Source organism: Stenotrophomonas sp. CFBP 13724, assembly GCF_014841975.1.
Classification (GTDB): Bacteria; Pseudomonadota; Gammaproteobacteria; order Xanthomonadales; family Xanthomonadaceae; genus Stenotrophomonas; species Stenotrophomonas lacuserhaii.
In genome coordinates, this window is the sequence record NZ_JACYUW010000001.1 from 1,478,502 (window position 1) to 1,498,567 (window position 20,066).

Genomic DNA, 20,066 nt, shown 5'->3' on the forward strand with positions numbered 1-20,066 from the left:
TGATGCATGCTTTCCCTGTCCGGCCTGTTCCTCGCCGCCCTCATCGCTGCCACCCTGCTGCCCGCCCAGTCCGAGGCGGTGCTGGTGGCCTTCCTGCTGGAAGGCGGCGATCCGGTCCTGCTGGTCGCGGTGGCGACCGCCGGCAACGTGCTGGGATCGCTGTTCAACTGGTGGCTTGGACTGCAGGTGCAGCGGTTCCAGGGACGTCGCTGGTTCCCGGTATCGGCAACCCGGCTGGAACGCGCGCAGGCCTGGTATCGACGGCATGGGCGCTGGTCGCTGCTGCTGTCGTGGGCTCCGGTGATCGGCGACCCGATCACCCTGGCGGCCGGGGTGATGCGCGAGCCGCTGCGGGTCTTCCTGCCGCTGGTGCTCATCGCCAAGGGCATGCGCTACATCGTGCTCGCCTTGGTGACCCTCGGGCTGATGTAGACCGGTAGCGCCGACCCATGACTGGCGAGCGCAGCGGGCCGTTGGCGCATCACCGGAGCACATGAAATTCCGTTGACACGAGGCCAGCGAGCGGTCTGATATTCTGCAGCGTCTCCCCTATCGTGCATCCTGCCTGTCGTCGTCGATGCCAGTACCTGAACCGGCCCTGCCGCCTACCCGTGCCGAGCGCCTGAAACGCGCCACCCATGAAACGCACGAGCGGCTGGACCAGCGCATCATGGCCCAACGCATCTTCGAAAGCCGCGAACGCTTCGCCGCCTTCCTGCGCGTGCAGCACCGCCTGCACCAGCACGTGGACTGCCTCTACGCTGCACCGGCATTGCAACCGCTGCTGCCCGACCTGCCTGCCCGGCGTCGGCTGGAAGGGATCACCCGCGACCTGTACGACCTGCAGGCTCCCCTGCCTGCGCCGGTCCCGGCGCTGCCCGCCACCCTGCCCCTGCCCGCCGCGCTGGGCTGGCTGTACGTGGCCGAAGGATCCGCGTTGGGCGGCGCGGTGATCTACAGACTGGCCGCGCCGCTGGGCGTGGACCGGGCCTTCGGTGCACGCCACCTTGCTCCTCCTGCCGGGGGCGTTGCGCCCCATTGGCGCCGCTTCACTACTGCATTGAATGCCATCGCGCTGCCCGAGGCAGACGAACGGCACGTGGAGGACGGCGCACGCGCTGCCTTCACCGCCGTGGGCAGGTTCGTTACCGAGGAGTTCCCATGAACGACGCCCCTGATGTCGACCTGGATCTTTCCAGCTGCGCGCGTGAACCGATCCATACGCCCGGGGCCATCCAGCCGTACGGGCTGTTGCTGGTGGTGGACCCGCTGTCAATGCGGGTGCAGGAACGTGCCATAGGCCAGGCGCAGGTACTGGAGGACTTCGGCGATCCGCTGGACCAGCACCTGGACCGGGTGCTCGGCGGCGCGCTGGTGCCCTATCGGCGGCATCTGGACCTGCTGGCACCGGAATCCACGGTGTTCCTCGGCTCGATCCAGCTCGGGCGGTCCGGTCGCCACCATGCGCTGGCGCACCGCAGCGAAACGCATTTCATCATCGAACTGGAAGAGCCGATGGACGGCGAACCCGGCTCGCTGGAAGACCTGTATCCGCACATACGCCGCTTCATGGGCGAGGTCGAGACGGCCCCGGACATCGCTTCGCTGTGCGAGATCGGTGCGCGCCACGTACGCGACCTGTCCGGTTTCGACCGCACGCTGATCTACCAGTTCGACAAGGACTGGAACGGCGCGGTGGTAGCCGAAGATCGCAATGACCGGCTGCCGTCCTACATGGACCTGCGCTTCCCCGAATCGGATATCCCGGCGCAGGCACGTGAGCTGTATCGCCGCAACCGCGTGCGGCTGATCGCCGACAACGACTACCGGGCGGTGCCGTTGCTGCGCAGTGCAGGCCTGGCCGGCGCCGCTCCCACCGACCTCAGCCTGGCGGTCCTGCGCAGCGTTTCGCCCGTGCACCTGCAGTACATGCGCAACATGGGAACCGGCGCCTCGCTGTCGGTGTCGCTGCTGGCAGAAGGCCGTCTGTGGGGGCTGGTGTCCTGCCACAACCAGCTGCCGCGCCGCGTGCCCTATCACGTCCGCACCGCGTGTGAGTTCATCGGGCAGATCCTGTCGTTGCAGATCGCCTTGAAGGAGCGCGCGTTGGCGGTGGAAGAGCGCATCGCGCGGCGCGCCATCCAGGTCCGCCTGCTCGGGCGGATGGCAGGCGACGAGGATTTCATGGCGGCACTGGGTCGCGACCAGAAAAGCCTGCTGGACCTTACCGGCGCCACCGGCGCGGCGATCGTCCACCGCGGCCAATGCGTGCTGCTGGGACAGACCCCGGGGCAGACCGACGTCAATGCGCTGGTGGACTGGCTGACCCGCCATCACCCCGCCGAAGACGTGTTTCACACCGATGCCCTGCCCGCGATCTGGCCGGAAGCGGCTGCCTTCGCCGACCTCGCCAGCGGCGTCATGGCCATTTCCATCTCGCAGCTGCACGACAGTTTCGTGCTGTGGTTCCGCGCCGAAGTCATGCGCACGGTGAGCTGGGGGGGCGAGCCCCGCAAGGCCCTCGTCGACGGCAGGCTCTCGCCGCGGCTGTCCTTCGAGGCATGGAAGGAAACGGTGCGCGAGCAGTCCACGCCCTGGCAGGATGTGGACCGCGACGCAGCGATCGAGCTGCGCACGGCCATCGTGGACATCGTGCTGCGCAAGGCCGAGGAAATGGCCGAACTCAATGAACAGCTGCTGCGCAGCAACAAGGAGCTGGAGGCGTTTTCCTATTCGGTCAGCCACGACCTGCGCGCGCCTTTCCGCCACATCGTCGGCTATTCCGAACTGCTGGGCAGTTCGGCGGCGGACAAGCTGAGCGACACCGAAAAACGCTTCCTGGCCACGATCGTGGAATCGGCCAAATCCGCCGGCACGCTGGTCGATGACCTGCTCAGTTTCTCGCAGATGGGCCGCTCCAGCATGGGCCTGGTGAGCGTGGATGTCGCCGCGCTGGTGGAAGACGTGCAGCGCAACCTGGTCATGGAAACCGCCGGGCGCAGCATCACTTGGTCCATCGCACCGTTGCCGCGGGTCGAGGCCGATTCCAGCATGCTGCGGCTGGTGTGGCAGAACCTGCTGGGCAATGCGATCAAGTTCACCCGTGACAGCGCCGAGCCGACCATCGAAATCGGCCACGAAGACAACGGCAGCGAGCACGTCTTCCATGTCCGCGACAACGGCTGCGGGTTTGACATGCGCTATGTCGACAAGCTGTTCGGGGTCTTCCAGCGGTTGCACCACGCCGACGAGTTCGAAGGCACCGGTATCGGGCTGGCCAACGTCCACCGCATCGTCAGCCGGCACGGCGGCCGCACCTGGGCCGAAGGCGAGCCGGGCGTCGGCGCCACGTTCCATTTCACCTTACCGTATTCCCAACGAGGTACTGCATGAGGGACCTGCGACCGATCCTGCTCGTGGAAGACAACCCGAAAGACGCCGAGCTGACCCTCGATGCGCTGGCACGCTGCCAGTTGCTCAACCAAGTGACCCATGTGCGCGACGGGGTCGAAGCACTGCAGTACCTGCGCGGCGAAGGCGCTTGGCAGGACCTCAACCATGGGGGCCCCGTGGTCGTGCTGCTGGACCTGAAGCTGCCCAAGTTGAACGGCCTGGAAGTGCTGGCCGAGGTACGCGGTGACCGCCACCTCAGCCGCACCCCGATCGTGATGCTGACGTCCTCGCGCGAAGAGCAGGACCTGGTTCGCAGCTACGAGCTGGGCGTCAATGCGTTCGTCGTCAAGCCGGTGGACTTCAAGGAATTCTTCGACGCCATCCAGGGTCTGGGAATGTTCTGGGGCATCACCAACAATCCGCCGCCGCATCCCATCCGCCCGCCAGGCCAAGGCCGCACGAATGACTGAAACCGCCGGGGATGCGCCGATCCGCATCCTCATGCTCGAGGACAGTGCGCTCGACGCGGAACTGATCCAAGCGCAGCTGTCCCGCGCGCGCATGGCGTTCGTGATCCAGCGCGTGTGGACGCGGGAAGCGTTCCTCGCCGAGCTCGATGGTGATCGCCACGACGTGATCCTTGCCGACCACGTCCTGCCCGGCTTCGACGGCGACACCGCATTGACCCTGGCCAGCGAGCGGGTGCCGCAGCTGCCTTTCATCTTCGTCTCCGGCACCCTGACCGAAGAACTGGCCGTGCAGGCGCTGACCCGCGGCGCGCGCGACTACGTAGTCAAGCAGCGCCTGCAGCGCCTCCCCGATGCGATCCTGCGCGCCATCCGTGAAGCGGAAGCCAGGGAGAAGCTGCGCCGGGCCGAGGTGGAACTCAAACAGAGCCGTGACCGCCTGCAGCTGATCACCGATTCGATGCCCGCACTGATCGCCCACCTGGGCCCGGACCATCGTTACCGCTTCGCCAACAATGCTTACCAGGCCTGGCATGGACGGCCGCCAGCGGAGATGATCGGCCTGCAGATCAGTGAAGTGGCCGGCCCGGGCATGTTCGATGCCGCCCTGCCCCACCTGCAGCAGGTGCTGCAGGGTGAACGGGTCAGCTTCGAGCTGGAGGTCCCGCGCGCCGACGGGAGCGCACGCCATGTGCTGCTCGACGGCGTGCCGGAGATCGCCGCCGATGGCCAGGTAGCCGGCTACTACACCCTGGCCCGCGACATCAGCGACCTCAAGCAGGCCGAGCTGTTGCTGCGTGATGCCAACGAATCGCTTGAACAGCAGGTCGAGCAGCGCACCGCCGACCTGCGCCAGAGCGAAAGCCGGCTGCAGGCCGTGTTTGAATCCAGCTTCCAGCTGCAGGTGCTGATCAGCCCGGACGGCCGCGTGCTGGATGCCAACCGGGCCTCGCTGGCGGCGATCCTGGCAGAGAAAAGCGATGTCAGCGGCCGCCTGTTCTGGAACTCGGCCTGGTTTTCCGGCAGCCCGGATGCGGCCACCGCCGTGCACGGCGCCGTGCAGGCCGCCGCCGCCGGCAACGAATCCCGGCAGGAACTGGAGCTGCAACTGCCCACCGGCACCCGCTCGTTCGAGTTTTCCTTCCGCCCGCTGCTCGATCACCATCGGACGGTCACCGCCGTGGTCTCCGAAGCCGTGGAAACCACCGCACGCCGGCAGGCCGAAGAGGCGTTGCGGCAGAGCCAGAAGATCGAGGCGGTTGGCCAGCTGACCGGTGGCATCGCCCATGATTTCAACAACATCCTGACCGTCATCGCCGGCAACGTGGAGCATGCCAAGCTGCTGACCGATCGCCTCGGCGAGCAGGCAGGCCCCGTTTCGCGCCCGCTGGACAACGCACTGAAGGGGGTGCTGCGCGCGGCCAGCCTCACCCAGCGCCTGCTGGCCTTCGCACGCCGCCAGCCGCTGCTGAACCAGGCGGTCAACCTCAACGAGCAGGTGCAGGGCATGCAGGACATGCTGCAGCGCGCCCTCGGCGAACTGGTCAGGCTGGAGATCGCGACCGCGCCGGATGTGTGGTGCGTGGAGGTCGATCCGGGCCAGCTGGAAGCGTCCATCCTCAACCTGGCGGTGAACGCGCGCGACGCGATGCCCGACGGCGGGACGCTGGTGCTGGAGACGGGCACCAGCGTGCTGGATGAAGAGTTCGCCGAACAGAATCCGGACGTTCCGCCCGGGCAGTACGCGGTGCTGCGGGTCCGCGATGATGGGCATGGCATGGACGCGGACACCATGGCCCGGGTGTTCGAACCGTTCTTCACCACCAAGGAAGTCGGTCGCGGAACCGGTCTCGGCCTGTCGATGGTGTATGGCTTCGTCAAGCAGTCCGGTGGCCACGTGCAACTGGATTCCACCCCCGGCAGCGGCACGGTGATCACCATGCTGTTCCCGCGTTCCAGCCTGCCGCTGCCGGGCCCGCGGCTGGCCGAGGACAATGGCTACGCCGAGTACGAGGCACGGGATGAAATCATCCTGGTGGCTGAAGACAACGACGACGTGCGTGCCTATACCGTCGAAGCGCTGCGCCAGTTCGGCTACCGCGTCCTGGAGGCGCATGACGGGCCATCGGCGCTGCGCCTGCTGGATCGTCCCGATGTGGACGTGGACCTGCTGTTTTCGGACATCGTGATGCCCGGCATGACCGGCTGGGAACTTGCCCGCCAGTCACGCCAGCGCAAGCCCGCGCTGAGCATCCTGTTCACTTCGGGCTATCCGCGCGACCATCAGTCCAACAACCAGCTTGGCCGGAACATCGCGATCCTGCCCAAGCCGTTCACCCGCATCGACCTGGCACGGGCGGTGCGTGGCACCCTGGACGAAGAACGCGCCGGCTGACCGGCCCGCCCCGGGGCGCGGCAGGTTCGATCAGTCCGTCGGCGGCCACGCACCGTTGATGCCGCCGCTGGCATGCTGGACCGTCCTCCAAGACCGGCCTGCCTGTTGACTGATCCCACCGCCGCACCTGCAGCTCCTTCGCCCGCGCGAAAACTCCGCCGCTGGCTGTTGCGCCTGTTCTGGATCGCCGTGCTGATCGTGGCCGGCGGTGCGCTCTGGAACAGCCGCTGGGCCGATGTGCCGCGCGCGATGTGGGAGATCTCACGGATGCCCGCGCCCACCGCCCTGCCGGTGCCGGTCGAAGGCGTCCGCGCACGCCAGGTGGCCGACACCTTCGGTGCCCCACGCGGCGCCGATCGCACCCATGCCGGGGTGGACATCTTCGCCGCACGCGGCACCGCCGTGCGCAGCGCCACCCGCGGCATCGTGATGGACGTGCGCGAGGGCGGCCTGGGCGGGCGCCAGGTGTGGATCCAGGGGCCCGCACGGGAACGCTACTACTACGCCCACCTGGATGGCTGGCGGGACGGGCTGGCGCGCGGCGAGGTGGTCGATGCGGGGACACTGCTGGGCTATGTCGGCGATACGGGCAACGCCAAGGGCACGCCGCCGCACCTGCACTGGGGCATCTATGGCGCGCAGGGTGCCTACGATCCGCTGCCATTGCTGAAAGCCTGGGCAGCGCGCCCGCCGCCCGCGTCGGGTCGCTGACGTCGCGCGCCTCTGCTGCTTTCTCCTTCCAGGCGTCGGTTCACCCCCTGACTACTTCGCTGCAGCCATGCTGGAGTCGTCGGTGCCCTTTCTGGATCGGAGCGCCGCGATCCCCTCAGCCATGCCTGCACCCGCCATAGAGGATCCGCCTTGCATGAATACCCCTCCCCAATTCGCGCTCAGCCGGCGCACCCTGCTGAAGCTCGGCGCGGGCTCGGCATCGGTGCTGGTCGCCCCTGCCGCCATGGCTGAGGTGCCGGGTATCGGCGCCCCTGCGCGCGCGCCGGTCACCGCCGAGGTGGCTTTCAAGGTCAACGGCAAGGCCCGGGCATTGAAACTGGATACGCGTGTCACCCTGCTCGACGCGCTGCGCGAGCACCTGCACCTGACCGGCACCAAGAAAGGCTGTGACCACGGCCAGTGCGGCGCCTGCACGGTGATCGTCGACGGCCGTCGCATCAACGCCTGCCTGAGCCTGGCGGTGATGCACGAAGGTGCCGAGATCACCACCATCGAAGGCCTGGGATCACCCGATGACCTGCACCCGATGCAGGCCGCCTTCGTCAAACATGATGGCTACCAGTGCGGCTATTGCACGCCGGGGCAGATCTGCTCGGCCGTTGCGGTACTGAAGGAAATCAAGGATGGAATACCCAGCCATGTCACCGCCGACCTGACCGCGCGCAGCGAGGCAAGCGCTGAAGAAATACGCGAGCGCATGAGTGGCAACCTGTGCCGCTGCGGCGCCTATTCCAACATCATCGAAGCCATTGAAGACGTCGGAGGCCAGCACGCATGAGAGCCTTCACCTACGAACGCGCCCGCACCCCGGCCGAAGCGGCCGCGGCCGCCGCCCGTACCCAGGGTGCCCGTTTCATCGCCGGCGGCACCAACCTGCTGGACCTGATGAAGCTGGAGATCGAGATCCCCAGCCATCTGATCGACGTCAATGGGCTCAAACTGGATACCATCGAGGCCACCGAGGACGGCGGCATGCGCATCGGCGCACTGGTGCGCAACACCGACCTGGCCGCCGACAACCGCATCCGCCGCGACTACGCCCTGCTGACCCGTGCGCTGGTGGCTGGCGCGTCCGGACAGCTGCGCAACAAAGCCACCACCGCCGGCAACCTGCTGCAGCGCACCCGCTGCCCTTACTTCTACGATACCGCCCAGCCCTGCAACAAGCGTCTGCCCGGCAGTGGTTGCGCGGCCATCGGCGGCGTCAGCCGGCAGCTGGCGGTGATCGGCACCAGCCCATCCTGCATCGCCACCCATCCCAGCGACATGGCCGTGGCCATGATGCTGCTGGATGCAACGGTGGAAACCGTGCGCGCCGACGGCAGCTCGCGCCGCATCGCACTGGATGAGTTCTACCGCGCACCGGGAAAGACCCCGCACATCGAAACGGTGCTGGAAAAAGGCGAGCTGATCACCGCCGCCGTCCTGCCTGCCCCGCTGGGCGGTACCCACATCTACCGCAAGGTACGCGACCGTGCGTCCTACGCGTTCGCGCTGGTGTCGGTCGCCGCCGTGCTGCAGGCCGACGGCAGTGGCCGCGTGGCACTGGGTGGCGTGGCCTACAAGCCATGGCGCAGCGACGCCGCTGACGCCCTGTTGCCGCAGGGCGCGCGCGCGGTGGTCGGCAACCTGTTGCAGGGCGCCACGCCCAGTCCTGAAAACCAGTTCAAGGTACAGCTTGCCGAACGCACGCTGGCCTCGGTCCTGCTGCAGGCGAGGAGCTGATCCATGAAATTCGATACCCCCGCAGGCACCAATCCGATCGACCAGATGAAGGTGGTCGGCAAACCGCTGGACCGCATCGATGGCCCGCAGAAGACCACCGGACACGCCCGTTACGCCTACGAATGGCACGCCGTGGCCGCATCTGCTGCCTACGGCTACGTGGTCGGCGCCGGCATCGCCAAGGGCCGGGTCACCGCGATGGACCTCGATGCCGCACGTGCCTCGCCCGGCGTGCTGGCGATCGTCACTGCCGACAACGCCGGCACGCTGCACAAAGGCGACCGCAACACGGCCCCGTTGCTGGGCGGCCCGCAGGTGGATCACTACCACCAGGCACTGGCACTGGTGGTGGCCGAGACCTTCGAACAGGCGCGCGCCGCCGCGGACCTGGTACGGATCCGCTATGCCCCGGCCAAAGGGGTGTTCGACCTTGATGCCGCGAAAAAGGCCGGAAACAAGCTGCAGGACACCGATCCGGATGCGCGCGTGGGCAATTTCGAAAAAGCCTACGGCGATGCACCGGTCACGCTGGACGCCACGTACCACACCCCCGACCAGTCGCACGCGATGATGGAACCGCACGCCTCGCTGGCGGCCTGGGAGGGTGGCCAGCTGACCGTGTGGACCTCCAACCAGATGATCGCCTGGGGAAAGAAAGACCTGGCCACTACGCTCGGCCTGCCGGAGGACAAGGTGCGCCTGGTATCGCCGTTCATTGGCGGCGGCTTCGGCGGCAAGCTGTTCATCCGTTCCGACGTGGTGCTGGCCGCTCTCGGTGCGCGCGCAGCCAAGCGCGCGGTCAAGCTGGCGCTGCAGCGGCCGTTGATCGCCAACAACACTACCCACCGGCCTGCCACCGTGCAGCGCATCCGGCTGGGTGCCACGGCCGAAGGCACGCTTACCGCGATCGGCCATGAGTCGTGGTCTGGCAACCTGACCGGCGGCTCGCCGGAAGAGGCGGTACAGCAGACCAAGCTGCTGTACGCCGGCGCCAATCGACTGGCCGGCCTGCGCCTGCACACGATGGACCTGCCGGAAGGCAACGCCATGCGCGCACCGGGCGAAGCACCGGGGCTGATGGCGCTGGAAATCGCCATGGACGAAATGGCCGAGAAGCTCAAGCTGGACCCGGTCGAATTCCGGATCCGCAACGATACCCAGGTCGACCCGTCCAACCCCGAACGGCCGTTCTCGCAGCGGCAGCTGGTGCAGTGCCTGCGGGAGGGCGCGCAGCGCTTCGGCTGGGACAAGCGGTCCGCCGCGCCGGCCCAACGCCGCGACGGCCGTTGGCTGGTCGGCATGGGCGTGGCCGCCGGCTTCCGCAACAACCTGGTGATGAAGTCCGGGGCGCGGGTGCGGCTGGACGCCAAGGGCCATGTCACCGTGGAAACCGACATGACCGACATCGGTACCGGCAGCTACACCATCCTCGGCCAGACCGCTGCGGAAATGCTCGGCGTGAGCCTGGACCAGGTCACGGTAAAGCTGGGCGATTCCAGCTTCCCGGCCTCGGCCGGCTCCGGCGGCCAGTGGGGCGCCAACAGTGCCACCGCCGGCGTGTTCGCGGCCTGCACCAAGCTGCGCGCAGCCATTGCCGGCAAGCTCGGCTACGACGCGGACAGCGCCACCTTCGCCGACGGCAAGGTCGGCGATGGCAACCGCTCGGCGCCGCTGGGCAAGGCCGCCGCCGATGGTGAACTGGTGGTCGAAGACAGCATCGAGTTCGCCACGCTGGAAGAGAAGTACCAGCAGTCCACCTTCGCTGCACATTTCGTGGAAGTCGGCGTGGACGTGGCCACCGGCGAAAGCCGCATCCGCCGCATGCTCGCCGTCTGCGCCGCCGGCCGCATCCTCAATCCGAAGACCGCGCGCAGCCAGGTGATCGGTGCAATGACGATGGGCATCGGCGCGGCGCTGTCCGAAGAACTGGCCGTCGATACCCGACTGGGCTTCTTCGTCAACCACGACCTGGCCGGCTACGAAGTACCGGTGCATGCCGATGTCCCGCACCAGGAGGTCGTGTTCCTGGACGAAGCCGATGCGATCTCTTCGCCGATGAAGGCCAAGGGCGTGGGGGAGCTGGGCCTGTGCGGTGTCAGCGCGGCGGTCGCCAACGCGATCTACAACGCGACCGGCGTGCGCGTGCGCAGCTATCCGATCACACTGGACAAGCTGCTCGGTGGGCTGCCGGACATCGCATGACCCGGCTGCCTGCCATCCCGGTAGTGGACGTGCCCGATGCCGGGATGGCACGGGTGGTGGAGGCAGCGGCCGCTGCGTGCGCTGGCCAGCCGGTGACGCTGGCGGTGGTGCTGGAGACCGAAGGCTCCACCTACGCGCGGCCCGGTACCTTGGTGCTGTTCGGCGAACGCACGCACGTCGGTTGGCTCAGCGGCGGCTGCCTGGAGCCGGAGATCGAGCGCGTGGCACGGGAGTGCGCCACGAGCGCTCGCATCGGCTGGATGGAGATCGATACCCGCGACGATTCCGCGCTGTTCTCCGGTAATGCGGTCGGCTGCCGCGGCTGCCAGCGCGTGCTGCTGTTGCCGTTGTCCGCGCTGCCCGGGGTCGCCGCGGTGCTGCAGGGATGGTTGCGCGGCGAGGGTCCGTTGCGGCTGGACGTGGATGCCGGCGGCGGCGTGCGCATTGGCTGTGCAGGCTTCGCGGTGGATCAGCGCCTTCCCTTCGATTCCTGTGGTTTCCACGCCACGCAGAGGTTGTGGTCGCTGCGCTGGATGCCGCCGCCGCGCGCCCTCCTGCTCGGCGCCGGTCCCGAAGTAGCGGCGCTGTGGCCAACGCTGCGGGGGCTCGGCTGGCAGGTCCGGGTGGCGGACCCACGCGCGTCGTGGCGCGCGCGCAGCCAGGTCGAGGTGGAGCCGCTGGCTGCCACGACCGCGCTGGCCGATGCCTCCGTCGTGCCCGACGTCGTGCTGGTGATGCATCACAATTTCGAACTCGACCTGCAGGCACTGGAGGCGCTGGCGCCCTGCGCCGTGCCCTTCATCGGCCTGCTGGGCCCAACCCGGCGCCGCGATGACCTGTTCTCGTTGCTGCCCGACGCCGCCCGGTTCGCCTTGCAGCCACGCCTGCATTCGCCGGTCGGGCTGGACCTGGGGGGACGCGGCCCCGACGCGATCGCATTGAGTATTGCCGCCCAGCTGCAGTCGTGGCGCCACGCCGCCACGGCGTCCGTGTGAGCGAGCGCGCCGGGCATGCCGTGGTGCTGCTCGCCGCCGGCAGCAGCACCCGGCTGGGCCAGCCCAAACAGCTGCTGCGCCGCGATGGCGAAACCCTGTTGCGCCGTGCGGCACGTAGTGCGCTGGAGACCGGCCCGGAGGTCCTCCTCGTCGTCCTGGGCAGCAATCGGTCCGTGTACCAGGCCGCACTCCAGGACCTGCCGTACGAGACGGTCATCAATGAAAACGCCGCCAGCGGCATGGCCAGCAGCCTGCAGGCTGCTGCATCGCACGTGGTCGGCCATGCCCAGGTGCTGGTGCTGGTGTCGGACCAGCCGGCGCTTTCGACCGCGCACCTGCAGTGCCTACTGGAGGGTGCACGCCGGTCACGCTCCGGCTGCGCGGCTACCCGCCTGCAGGGGCTGGCCGGCGTGCCGGCGGTGGTGCCTGGTGACTGGTTCGACGCGTTGCCGCAACACGCAGCCAATGCCGGCTTCCGTGCCCGGCTGCGCGCGCTCGCCGATGACGCGCTGCTGCTGTTGCCGGCAGGCGGGCTGGAGCTTGATATCGACACCCCGCAGGACCTGGCGCATGCGCGCGCCTTGGGACTGCTGGACCCCTGATCCCGAAACCGTTCTGCGTCGGCGATGACGGGCGGGGCCGGACGCTGGGGCTGTGCGGGGGACGGCAAAAGCCGCTCCTGCGGGCCTCGTTTCGCGCCATCCATGGCGCTCAACGCCCCCGCCCAGCCCCACCGCCCGCCCCCTCTGACAGGGTCCGGGCGCCGCCACCCGCGTAATAAAAATAAAAAGCGGTAGGCCGACCCATGGTCGGCGAGCGCAGCGGGCCGTTGGAGGGGGCGTTCCGCCGACCAACAGCTCGGCGCTACCAGGACACAGTACGCCGGTTACTGCTGAAACGCGGGGGACATCGAATACGGCCGTTCGGCATCCTTTTCTGCGTCGGCGATGACGGGCGGGGCCGGACGCTGGGGCTGGGCGGGGGACGGCAAAAGCCGCTCCTGCGGGCCTCGTTTCGCGCCATCCATGGCGCTCAACGCCCCCGCCCAGCCCCACCGCCCGCCCCCTCTGACAGGGTCCGGGCGCCGCCACCCGCGTAATAAAAATAAAAAGCGGTAGCGCCGACCCATGGTCGGCGAGCGCAGCGGGCCGTTGGAGGGGGCGTTCCGCCGACCAACAGGTCGGCGCTACCCGGACACAGTACGCCGGTTACTGCTGCAACGCGGGGGACATCGAATACGGCCGTTCGGCGTCCTTTCCGGGCCATGCGGTGTTGGGTTCGGCCTGCATCACGAATCGCAGCTCGCCCCCGGCGATGATCTCGTCGTGGCGCAGGAACGCACGCTGCAGCGGCTTGCCGTTGAGCGTGGCCGAGGCGATGTAGCCATGTCCCGCCGTCAGGCCTTCGGCGACGATGGTGAAGACCTTGCCATTGGGCAGGTTCAAGGTCGCCTTGGGCAGGAACGGCCGGCCGATGATGTACTCGCCACTGCCCGGTGCCACCGGATAGAAACCCAGCGCGGTGAACAGATACCACGCCGACATCTGGCCGAGGTCGTCATTGCCTGCCAGGCCGTCGGGGCGATCGGCGTACTGGGTGTCCATGATCTGCTTCAGGCGGGCCTGGGTGCGCCACGGCTGGCCTGCATGGGCGTACAGGTAGGCTACGTGGTGGCTGGGCTCGTTGCCGTGCGCATACCAGCCGATCAGCCCGGTGATGTCTTCCATGTGCTCGAACACGGCCGGGTCGACCTTGGCCTCGAACACCTGGTCCAACCGCTTCAACAGCGCGTCGCTGCCGCCGTGTGCATCGGCCAGGCCCTGCACGTCCTGCGGCACGTACCAGGAATACTGCCAGGCGTTGCCTTCGGTGTAATCAGTGCCATAGCCGCTGGCCGACGGATCGAACGGGGTGCGGAAACTACCGTCGCGCTTGCGCGCGCGCATGAAGCCGGTCTCCTTGTCGAACGCATGACGCCAGTTGCCCGCGCGCTTGCCGAACTCGGCGGCGACTTCGGTGCGGCCCATCGCCTGAGCCATGCGCGCGATGGTCCAGTCGTCAAAGGCATACTCCAGCGTCTTGCTGGCCGCCTCGCCTTCCTCGTCGATCGGCACCCAGCCCAGCTCGCGATACTGCGCGATGCCGTCGTAAGGACCGTAATTGGCGGTGGCGACCATCGCCTCCAGCGCCTTGTCAGCATCGAAGCCGCGGATGCCCTTCAGGTAGGCATCGGCGATCACCGGCACGGCGTGGTAGCCGATCATGCACCAGGTTTCCTGGCCATGGAACGACCACACCGGCAGCATGCCGTAGGGGCTGTGCGCCTGGTGGGCGATCAGCGAATTGATGAAATCACTGTTGCGCTGCTCCGGCTGCACCAGGGTCAGCAGCGGATGCAGCGCGCGATAGGTATCCCACAGCGAGAACGTGGAATGGTGGCGGAACCCTTCGGCACGGTGCACCGCATTGTCCGGACCACGGTACTGCCCATCCACGTCCATCGACAGGGTCGGCCCGAGCAGCGAGTGGTACAGCGCGGTGTAAGCGCTGCGGCGGTCCGGCAACGGCGCTTCGATGTCCACCACCGCAAGCGCCTCCATCCACTTCTTTTTCGCATCGGCGCGTATGCGGTCGAAGTCGAACGCTGGCACCTCGGCATCCAGGTTGGCGATGGCACCTGCCTCGCTCACCGAGGAAATGGCCACCTTCGCCACCAGCGGACCGTCGAGCCTTCCGAAATCAAAGGTCGCCACCAGCTGGCGGCCTTCCACCTGTGCCCGCTGCAATGGTGAGCCGTGTCCCGGCGGCGGGAAGCCCTTGTAGGCGATGTCGGTTTCGGTGTTGTGCAGCGCATGCCCGGTGAGCGGGCGCGAGAAGCGCATCGCGAAGTACAACTGGCGCCCCGGTGCCCAGCCCCTGGTTTCGCGGAAGCCGGTGACCGTGCCGTCTTCATGCACGCGCAGGCGCGACCACAGGATCTTGCCGGGGTAGTCGTACAGGCTGGTGCGCAGGTCCAGCAGCACCTTGGCCTGCTCCCCTGCCGGGAAACGATAGCGGTGCACGCCGACGCGCTCGCTCGCGGTCAGCTCGGCGCGTACGCGGTAATCGTCCAGGGTCACTGCGTAATAGCCCGGCTCGGCGCGCTCGTCCTTGTGGCTGAAGCGCGACGCATAACCACTGCGCGGCTTGTCCGGATCACCGCGTTCCAGACCGGGCTCGCCGGTGTAGGGCATCAGCAGGACATCGCCGAGGTCGGAATGGCCAGAGCCTGAAAAATGAGTGTGCGAGAAGCCCACGATGCTGCTGTCGTCGTGGCGGTAACCGGCGGCCCAGTCATAGGCCTTTTCGCGTGGCTGGATGCGCGTGTCCGGACTGAGCTGCACCATGCCGAACGGGACGGTCGCACCGGGGTAGGTATGCCCCTCGCCCGCCGTGCCGATGAACGGATCGACGGCAGCGAAAGCGCGCTCACCCACGCTGGCAGCACCGGCCGCGGTTGCCGCCGAGCCCAGCAGCATTGCGGCAGCAAGAAGTATCCATCGACGCTTCGCACGGTTTGGCATGGGCGGAATTTAGATCGATTCAGGGAACCCGATCCTAGCATCGGCGCGCGCGCCGTTCATGCTGCATTGCGTTGTTGCTAGACCGCCATCGCATTCTGCAGCGGCGCGAGGTCGTGCTCGCGCAAAGGCCGGACCACCCGCGCCACCTCCTGCCCGTCACGCAGCAGGATCAGCGTGGGCCACAGCTTGACCGCAAACGAGCGCCCCAGCGGGCGCCCCTTGCCATCCTCCACCCACAGGTGGTCAAGCGCATGACCCTGCACGAACGCCTGCACCACCGGCCTGGCGGCCTGGCAGTGACCGCACCATGTCGCTCCGAACTCAAGCAGAAGCCAGCCCTCGCTGGCATCTACAGCCGATCGCAGTGGCTCCGGTCGCGGCGTTCCTGCAGGCATTGTCATGACTCAGCCCAGTGCGCGCTGGATGTCTTCCAGCGGTGCGTTGGTGAAATCCTTGGCCAGGTCACGCACCAGCCGCGATTGCACTTCTTTGTGCAACTGCGGACGGATCCGGCCAAGTGTCTGCGGATCGGCCACCAGCACCAGGTGGGTGTAGCGGTTGTTCAGGGCATCATCGTTCAACTGCTCGGCCAGCTGCTTGGCGAACGTCGCCTCGTTGAGCTGGGCGATGCTCATGTCCTTGGGCACCGCACCGGAAGGCCCCTGTCCGGAGACGCCGGCTTGGCTGACATCGCGCAGCACCAGTTCGTCCTGCTGCTTGAGCTTGAGCTCGGTCTTGCTGCCGACGTTGGTGAAAACGCGGGCCGAGCCGCCGTCGGCGACAACAATCAACGTGCCTTCGGGGATGGGAGCGTGCTCGGTCATGGTCTTTCCTCTGTGTGGTGCGCTACGGCGTGAAACCCCACCGTAGAGGCTGCCATGTAAGCGTCCTGCAATGCCGGCGTGTGCGTGCCGTGCATCCTTGCGCAGAAGCAGGCGCAGCGCCGCGCCCGGCCGAGGCGTTCAGCTCACCCCAAGCACGGCGGGCAGGTCACTGAGCTTTTCAACCTGCCAGGTCGGCACGGCCTCTCCGGTGAGCGCAACAGCGTCCGGATTGAACCAGCAGCTGTGGATCCCGAAGCGGTTGGCACCCAGGATGTCCGCTTCCAGCCGGTCACCGATGATGATCGTGCGCTGCGGTTGGAAAGCACGGGCCATGGCGGTGGCGTAGGCGAAGAAACGCACGTCCGGCTTGGCGTGGCCGCAGGCTTCGGACGTCGCCACGAAGCTGATCAGGTCGGCCAGCCCGGATACCGCGATGCGCCGGTTCTGCACCTGCTCGATGCCGTTGGTGATGATGCCGATCTCGCCGATCGCCGCCAACGCTTCGCAGGCGGCGCGTGCACCGTCCACCAGCACCACCGTCTGCGGCAACCACTCAAGGTAGACCTGGCCGGCGCGCGCCGGATCGGCGTCGATGGCACGCGCGGCGAACAGGCGCCGGAAGCGCTCGACCTTCAGAAAATCCTTGTCCACCCTTCCCTGCTCCAGCGCCTCCCACAGCGCACGGTTGCACTGCTGGTAGGTGGCATACAGCGGGTCCACCGCCGCTTCGACACCGAGGCTGGACAGCGTACGGGCGAAGGAGAGCCGTTCGGATGCGCGGAAATCCAGCAGGGTATCGTCCAGGTCGAACAGATAAAGCCGGTGATCCATGGGCGGGGAGCGTTGCGGGGGGAGTAAAGGCTAGCATTGCCCGGCCGAGCATCGCTGCCCGCTGGCCAACGAAAACACCCCGCCGTTGCCGGCAGGGTGTCGCGCGTTGGGTGACCACGTGCGCTTGCGTGGATCAGGCGGCTTTGAGCACCTGATGATAATCGTCGTTATTGGCGATTATGGTTGTTGCGCCGATGACGTCGGTCGCCTCCCGGGCTGTCCACGCCGAATGCTCGCCACGTCGAAACCAATACAGCCCCTTCAGCTGGGAATTGGCCCCCCAATACCCAGGTGGTGGAGCTGGCGGGACTCGAACCCGCGTCCGCAACGCCTCCTCTTTGCTTCATACAGCCATACCCCGTTGCCAACGACTGCGTTCCGGGAACGCCCCGTGGCGGCGGCGCAGGGGCATTTGAGCAAGACAGGCGATGCGGCGCTTCAAGATTTCGCGCATCAGGGAATCAGGCCGTCCCGGCATGCACCAGGCGCGCAAGCGCGCGGGCGATCCCTGCCGGCGTAGCCGGCTTCTGCAGGCGCACGAAGCGACCCGCGTCGAGCGAGGCAGCCCCTCCGTCATAACCGGTGACCACCACGAACGGCAGCCCTGCTCGTTGCAGGGCAGCGACGACTCCGGTCTCGGCACCCTGTCCGAGGTTGATATCGATCACCGCCGCATCCACCTCGCCGCCATCCAGCCGTTGCAGCGCGGCCTGCACGGTCGCACACGGCCCCTGCACCACGGCGCCGGCGCTGCGCAGCGCAGTGGCGGTGTCATGGGCGAGATAGAAATCATCCTCCACCACCAGGACGCGATGGCCGGCGAGCAGCCCGGCATCTCCCAGGTCGACCGAACCGCCGGCAATGGCGGTGCCCTGCGGCGCATCCGTCTGCAGGATGCTGTCACGATGCCGCAACGGGAAGGAAATGCGTGCCTGGGTCCCCTCGGCAGCCACCTGCAGATGGCCCTCGCCTTCCAGCTCATACGGAATCCGGTCTTCGATCAGCGAGGTGCCGAAGCCGCGGCGGGCCGGCGGTTCCCAACCAGCCCGTGCAGCATGGGTTTCAATCCAGTGCAGGTCGACCCAACGCTGCTGCTGCGGGTCCTCGCGCACCTGCCAGCTGACCTCCAGCCTCCCGTTCGGATCGCGCAGGGCGCCGTGCCGGAGCGCATTGGTAGCCAGTTCGTGGACGGCCAGCGACATCACCTCGGCAGCCTTGGGCGGCACCATCACGGTCGGTCCGTCCAGCACGAACCGCTGCGCGCCGTAGGACGACGAAGACAGCTCGTCGTTGAGCAGGCCACACAGATCGATGCCGACGTTGCCGGCGCGGGTCAGCAGGGCCTGCGTGCGTGCCAGTGACATCACCCGGCCGGACAGGCGTTGCGCATAGTCTTCCACGCTGGTTGCCGATTCGCGGGTGCGCAGGGTGATCGAGCCTATGGTGGCCATGATGTTGCGTACCCGGTGCTGCAGTTCTGCCACCAGCACGGACTGATGTTCGGCCCAGCGTCGTTCCTCGGTGACATCGCGGGCGATGCCGGCGATCCGGCTGACCCGTCCCTGCTGGTCGAACAGGGGAAAAACGGTGTCACGGACCCAGCGAAACCGGCTGTCGTCCTCGCGCTGCACGCGGAACTCGTGGACGCGCGGCAGGCCATCGCGCACTCCGGTTACCGCATCGATGGCGGCCTGGCGATCATCGGGCACCACCCGCGCCGCCCAGCAGCGCAGCGCGCCTGACGCCTGCCCGGGGGGCAGCCCGTACACCGCGTCGAAGGCAGTGCTCAGCAGCTCGGTGTCCAGACTGTCGGCATCTCGGATCCACAGCGCGTCGGAAGAGGCGGCGGCGAACTGGCGGAACCGTTCCTCGTTGGCCTGCAACGAAGCGTTCGTGCGGCGCAGCTCACGTTCGGTGCGCTCGCGCTCCACCCGCGCCACGCGCTCGGCGGTGGTGTCGAACATGGTCACCAGCACGCCACCGATCGAGCCATCGCAGTCGCGCACCGGGCTGTAGGTGATGGTGAACCACACGTCCTGCAACCGTCCGTGCCTGTGCAGGGGATAGCATTTGTCGGAAAATGTCAGGGTCTTGCCCTGCCACACCTGTTCGTAGAGCGGTTCATTGATGTACCAGACTTCCGGCCAGCACTCCGACGTCGGCTGGCCCAGCCCGGCCGGGTGCTTATCCGCCATGATTTCAGCATACCCATCATTGTAGATCTGCAGCAGCTCGGGGCCCCACAGCACGATCATCGGAAAGCCGTGGGCAGTCATCAGGTCCACGCAGGCGCGCAGGTGCGGAGGCCAGTCGTCCATGCTCCCCAACGGTGACGCCGCCCAGTCATGGCCCTGGATGCACTCGCGCATCCCGCCGCGGACGGCCGTGGCCATCACTCCTGCATGATCGACCGCACGGCCGGGCTGCGGCGCAAGGCGCGGATCCAGATGGCTGGCCATGGGCAAGTCAGCTGCTGCCGGGCACGTGGCGTGCCTGCAGCGCCTGTTCCAGTGCCTGGGTCAGTGCTTCCAGCCGATAGGGCTTGCCGCAGCGCGGGGCATAGGCAAAGCGCTCAGGTACGTTGTCGTCGTAACCCGACGTCAGCACGAACGGAATGTTGCCGTCGCGCAGGCGGTCCGCCAGCGGATATACCAGCTCCCCGCCGAGATTGATGTCCAGCAGCGCGCCGTCCACCGGCTGCGTGTCCAGCAGAGCATCGAGCGCCTTCAGGTTTCCGGCAGGACCGACCACGTCGACGTCCTTCATCTGCAGATATTCCACCAGGAACATGGCGATGTTGTATTCGTCTTCGGCGACCAGTATCCGCTTGCCCGCCAGCCCGCCATTGTCCACGTTCGTCACCGTCACACACTGCCTCCAGGAGTAGCCCCGCCACATCGCGGCGGCATGAATACAGCACGATGATGGACGCAGTGCAC

At 67.4% G+C, this 20,066-nt stretch carries 17 protein-coding genes; 11 read left to right on the top strand and 6 right to left on the bottom strand.

Annotated elements, in window-relative coordinates:
• The first annotated feature begins 6 nt into the window (after window positions 1-6).
• The 11 genes from IFT63_RS06415 to IFT63_RS06465 all read left to right on the top strand — a co-directional run bounded on the left by IFT63_RS06415 (window position 7) and on the right by IFT63_RS06465 (window position 12,511).
• Window positions 7-432: a YqaA family protein gene (locus IFT63_RS06415; RefSeq protein WP_192083581.1), complete on the top strand. Its 426-nt coding sequence runs from the start codon at window positions 7-9 to the stop codon at window positions 430-432.
• A 145-nt stretch (window positions 433-577) separates the two neighbouring features.
• On the top strand, window positions 578-1,165 hold the full coding sequence (locus tag IFT63_RS06420; protein ID WP_192083582.1) for a biliverdin-producing heme oxygenase: 588 nt from the start codon (window positions 578-580) through the stop codon (window positions 1,163-1,165).
• Window positions 1,162-3,393: an ATP-binding protein gene (locus tag IFT63_RS06425; RefSeq protein ID WP_192083583.1), complete on the top strand. Its 2,232-nt coding sequence runs from the start codon at window positions 1,162-1,164 to the stop codon at window positions 3,391-3,393. Before IFT63_RS06420 ends, IFT63_RS06425 begins: the two co-directional genes overlap by 4 nt.
• Window positions 3,390-3,863, top strand: a complete 474-nt coding sequence (locus IFT63_RS06430; protein ID WP_042613559.1) for a response regulator — start codon at window positions 3,390-3,392, stop codon at window positions 3,861-3,863. Before IFT63_RS06425 ends, IFT63_RS06430 begins: the two co-directional genes overlap by 4 nt.
• Complete coding sequence (locus IFT63_RS06435; RefSeq protein WP_042613560.1) at window positions 3,856-6,255, top strand: PAS domain-containing protein; 2,400 nt, start codon at window positions 3,856-3,858, stop codon at window positions 6,253-6,255. The genes IFT63_RS06430 and IFT63_RS06435 overlap by 8 nt, the downstream gene beginning before the upstream one ends.
• A 105-nt stretch (window positions 6,256-6,360) precedes the next feature.
• Entirely contained in the window at window positions 6,361-6,966 is a 606-nt protein-coding gene (locus IFT63_RS06440; protein ID WP_249404350.1) for a M23 family metallopeptidase, read from the top strand.
• A gap of 154 nt (window positions 6,967-7,120) precedes the next feature.
• Window positions 7,121-7,765 carry an aldehyde dehydrogenase iron-sulfur subunit PaoA gene (gene paoA / locus IFT63_RS06445; RefSeq protein ID WP_042613561.1) on the top strand — a complete coding sequence of 215 codons (645 nt, stop codon included), beginning with the start codon at window positions 7,121-7,123 and terminating at the stop codon, window positions 7,763-7,765.
• Window positions 7,762-8,712 carry a xanthine dehydrogenase family protein subunit M gene (locus tag IFT63_RS06450; RefSeq protein ID WP_042613562.1) on the top strand — a complete coding sequence of 317 codons (951 nt, stop codon included), beginning with the start codon at window positions 7,762-7,764 and terminating at the stop codon, window positions 8,710-8,712. The genes paoA and IFT63_RS06450 overlap by 4 nt, the downstream gene beginning before the upstream one ends.
• A 3-nt stretch (window positions 8,713-8,715) precedes the next feature.
• Window positions 8,716-10,914 carry an aldehyde oxidoreductase molybdenum-binding subunit PaoC gene (gene paoC / locus IFT63_RS06455; RefSeq protein WP_192083585.1) on the top strand — a complete coding sequence of 733 codons (2,199 nt, stop codon included), beginning with the start codon at window positions 8,716-8,718 and terminating at the stop codon, window positions 10,912-10,914.
• Window positions 10,911-11,909 (top strand): XdhC/CoxI family protein, encoded by a 999-nt coding sequence (locus IFT63_RS06460; RefSeq protein WP_152620627.1) that lies wholly within the window; start codon window positions 10,911-10,913, stop codon window positions 11,907-11,909. The genes paoC and IFT63_RS06460 overlap by 4 nt, the downstream gene beginning before the upstream one ends.
• On the top strand, window positions 11,906-12,511 hold the full coding sequence (locus IFT63_RS06465) for a nucleotidyltransferase family protein (RefSeq protein WP_042613564.1): 606 nt from the start codon (window positions 11,906-11,908) through the stop codon (window positions 12,509-12,511). Before IFT63_RS06460 ends, IFT63_RS06465 begins: the two co-directional genes overlap by 4 nt.
• 606 nt (window positions 12,512-13,117) lie before the next feature.
• Here IFT63_RS06465 and IFT63_RS06470 read toward each other — a convergent pair.
• The 6 genes from IFT63_RS06470 to IFT63_RS06495 form a co-directional block, all read right to left on the bottom strand.
• Window positions 13,118-15,472, bottom strand: a complete 2,355-nt coding sequence (locus IFT63_RS06470) for a GH92 family glycosyl hydrolase (protein WP_192083586.1) — start codon at window positions 15,470-15,472, stop codon at window positions 13,118-13,120.
• Window positions 15,473-15,549: 77 nt separating this feature from the next.
• Window positions 15,550-15,867 (bottom strand): thioredoxin family protein, encoded by a 318-nt coding sequence (locus IFT63_RS06475; protein WP_249404351.1) that lies wholly within the window; start codon window positions 15,865-15,867, stop codon window positions 15,550-15,552.
• 9 nt (window positions 15,868-15,876) lie between these two features.
• Window positions 15,877-16,296 carry a host attachment family protein gene (locus IFT63_RS06480; RefSeq protein ID WP_042613567.1) on the bottom strand — a complete coding sequence of 140 codons (420 nt, stop codon included), beginning with the start codon at window positions 16,294-16,296 and terminating at the stop codon, window positions 15,877-15,879.
• A 138-nt stretch (window positions 16,297-16,434) separates the two neighbouring features.
• Complete coding sequence (locus tag IFT63_RS06485) at window positions 16,435-17,127, bottom strand: YjjG family noncanonical pyrimidine nucleotidase (RefSeq protein ID WP_192083588.1); 693 nt, start codon at window positions 17,125-17,127, stop codon at window positions 16,435-16,437.
• A 461-nt stretch (window positions 17,128-17,588) separates the two neighbouring features.
• Complete coding sequence (locus tag IFT63_RS06490; protein ID WP_249404352.1) at window positions 17,589-19,586, bottom strand: HWE histidine kinase domain-containing protein; 1,998 nt, start codon at window positions 19,584-19,586, stop codon at window positions 17,589-17,591.
• A gap of 7 nt (window positions 19,587-19,593) precedes the next feature.
• Window positions 19,594-19,995 (bottom strand): response regulator, encoded by a 402-nt coding sequence (locus IFT63_RS06495; RefSeq protein ID WP_235306046.1) that lies wholly within the window; start codon window positions 19,993-19,995, stop codon window positions 19,594-19,596.
• Window positions 19,996-20,066 lie beyond the last annotated feature (71 nt).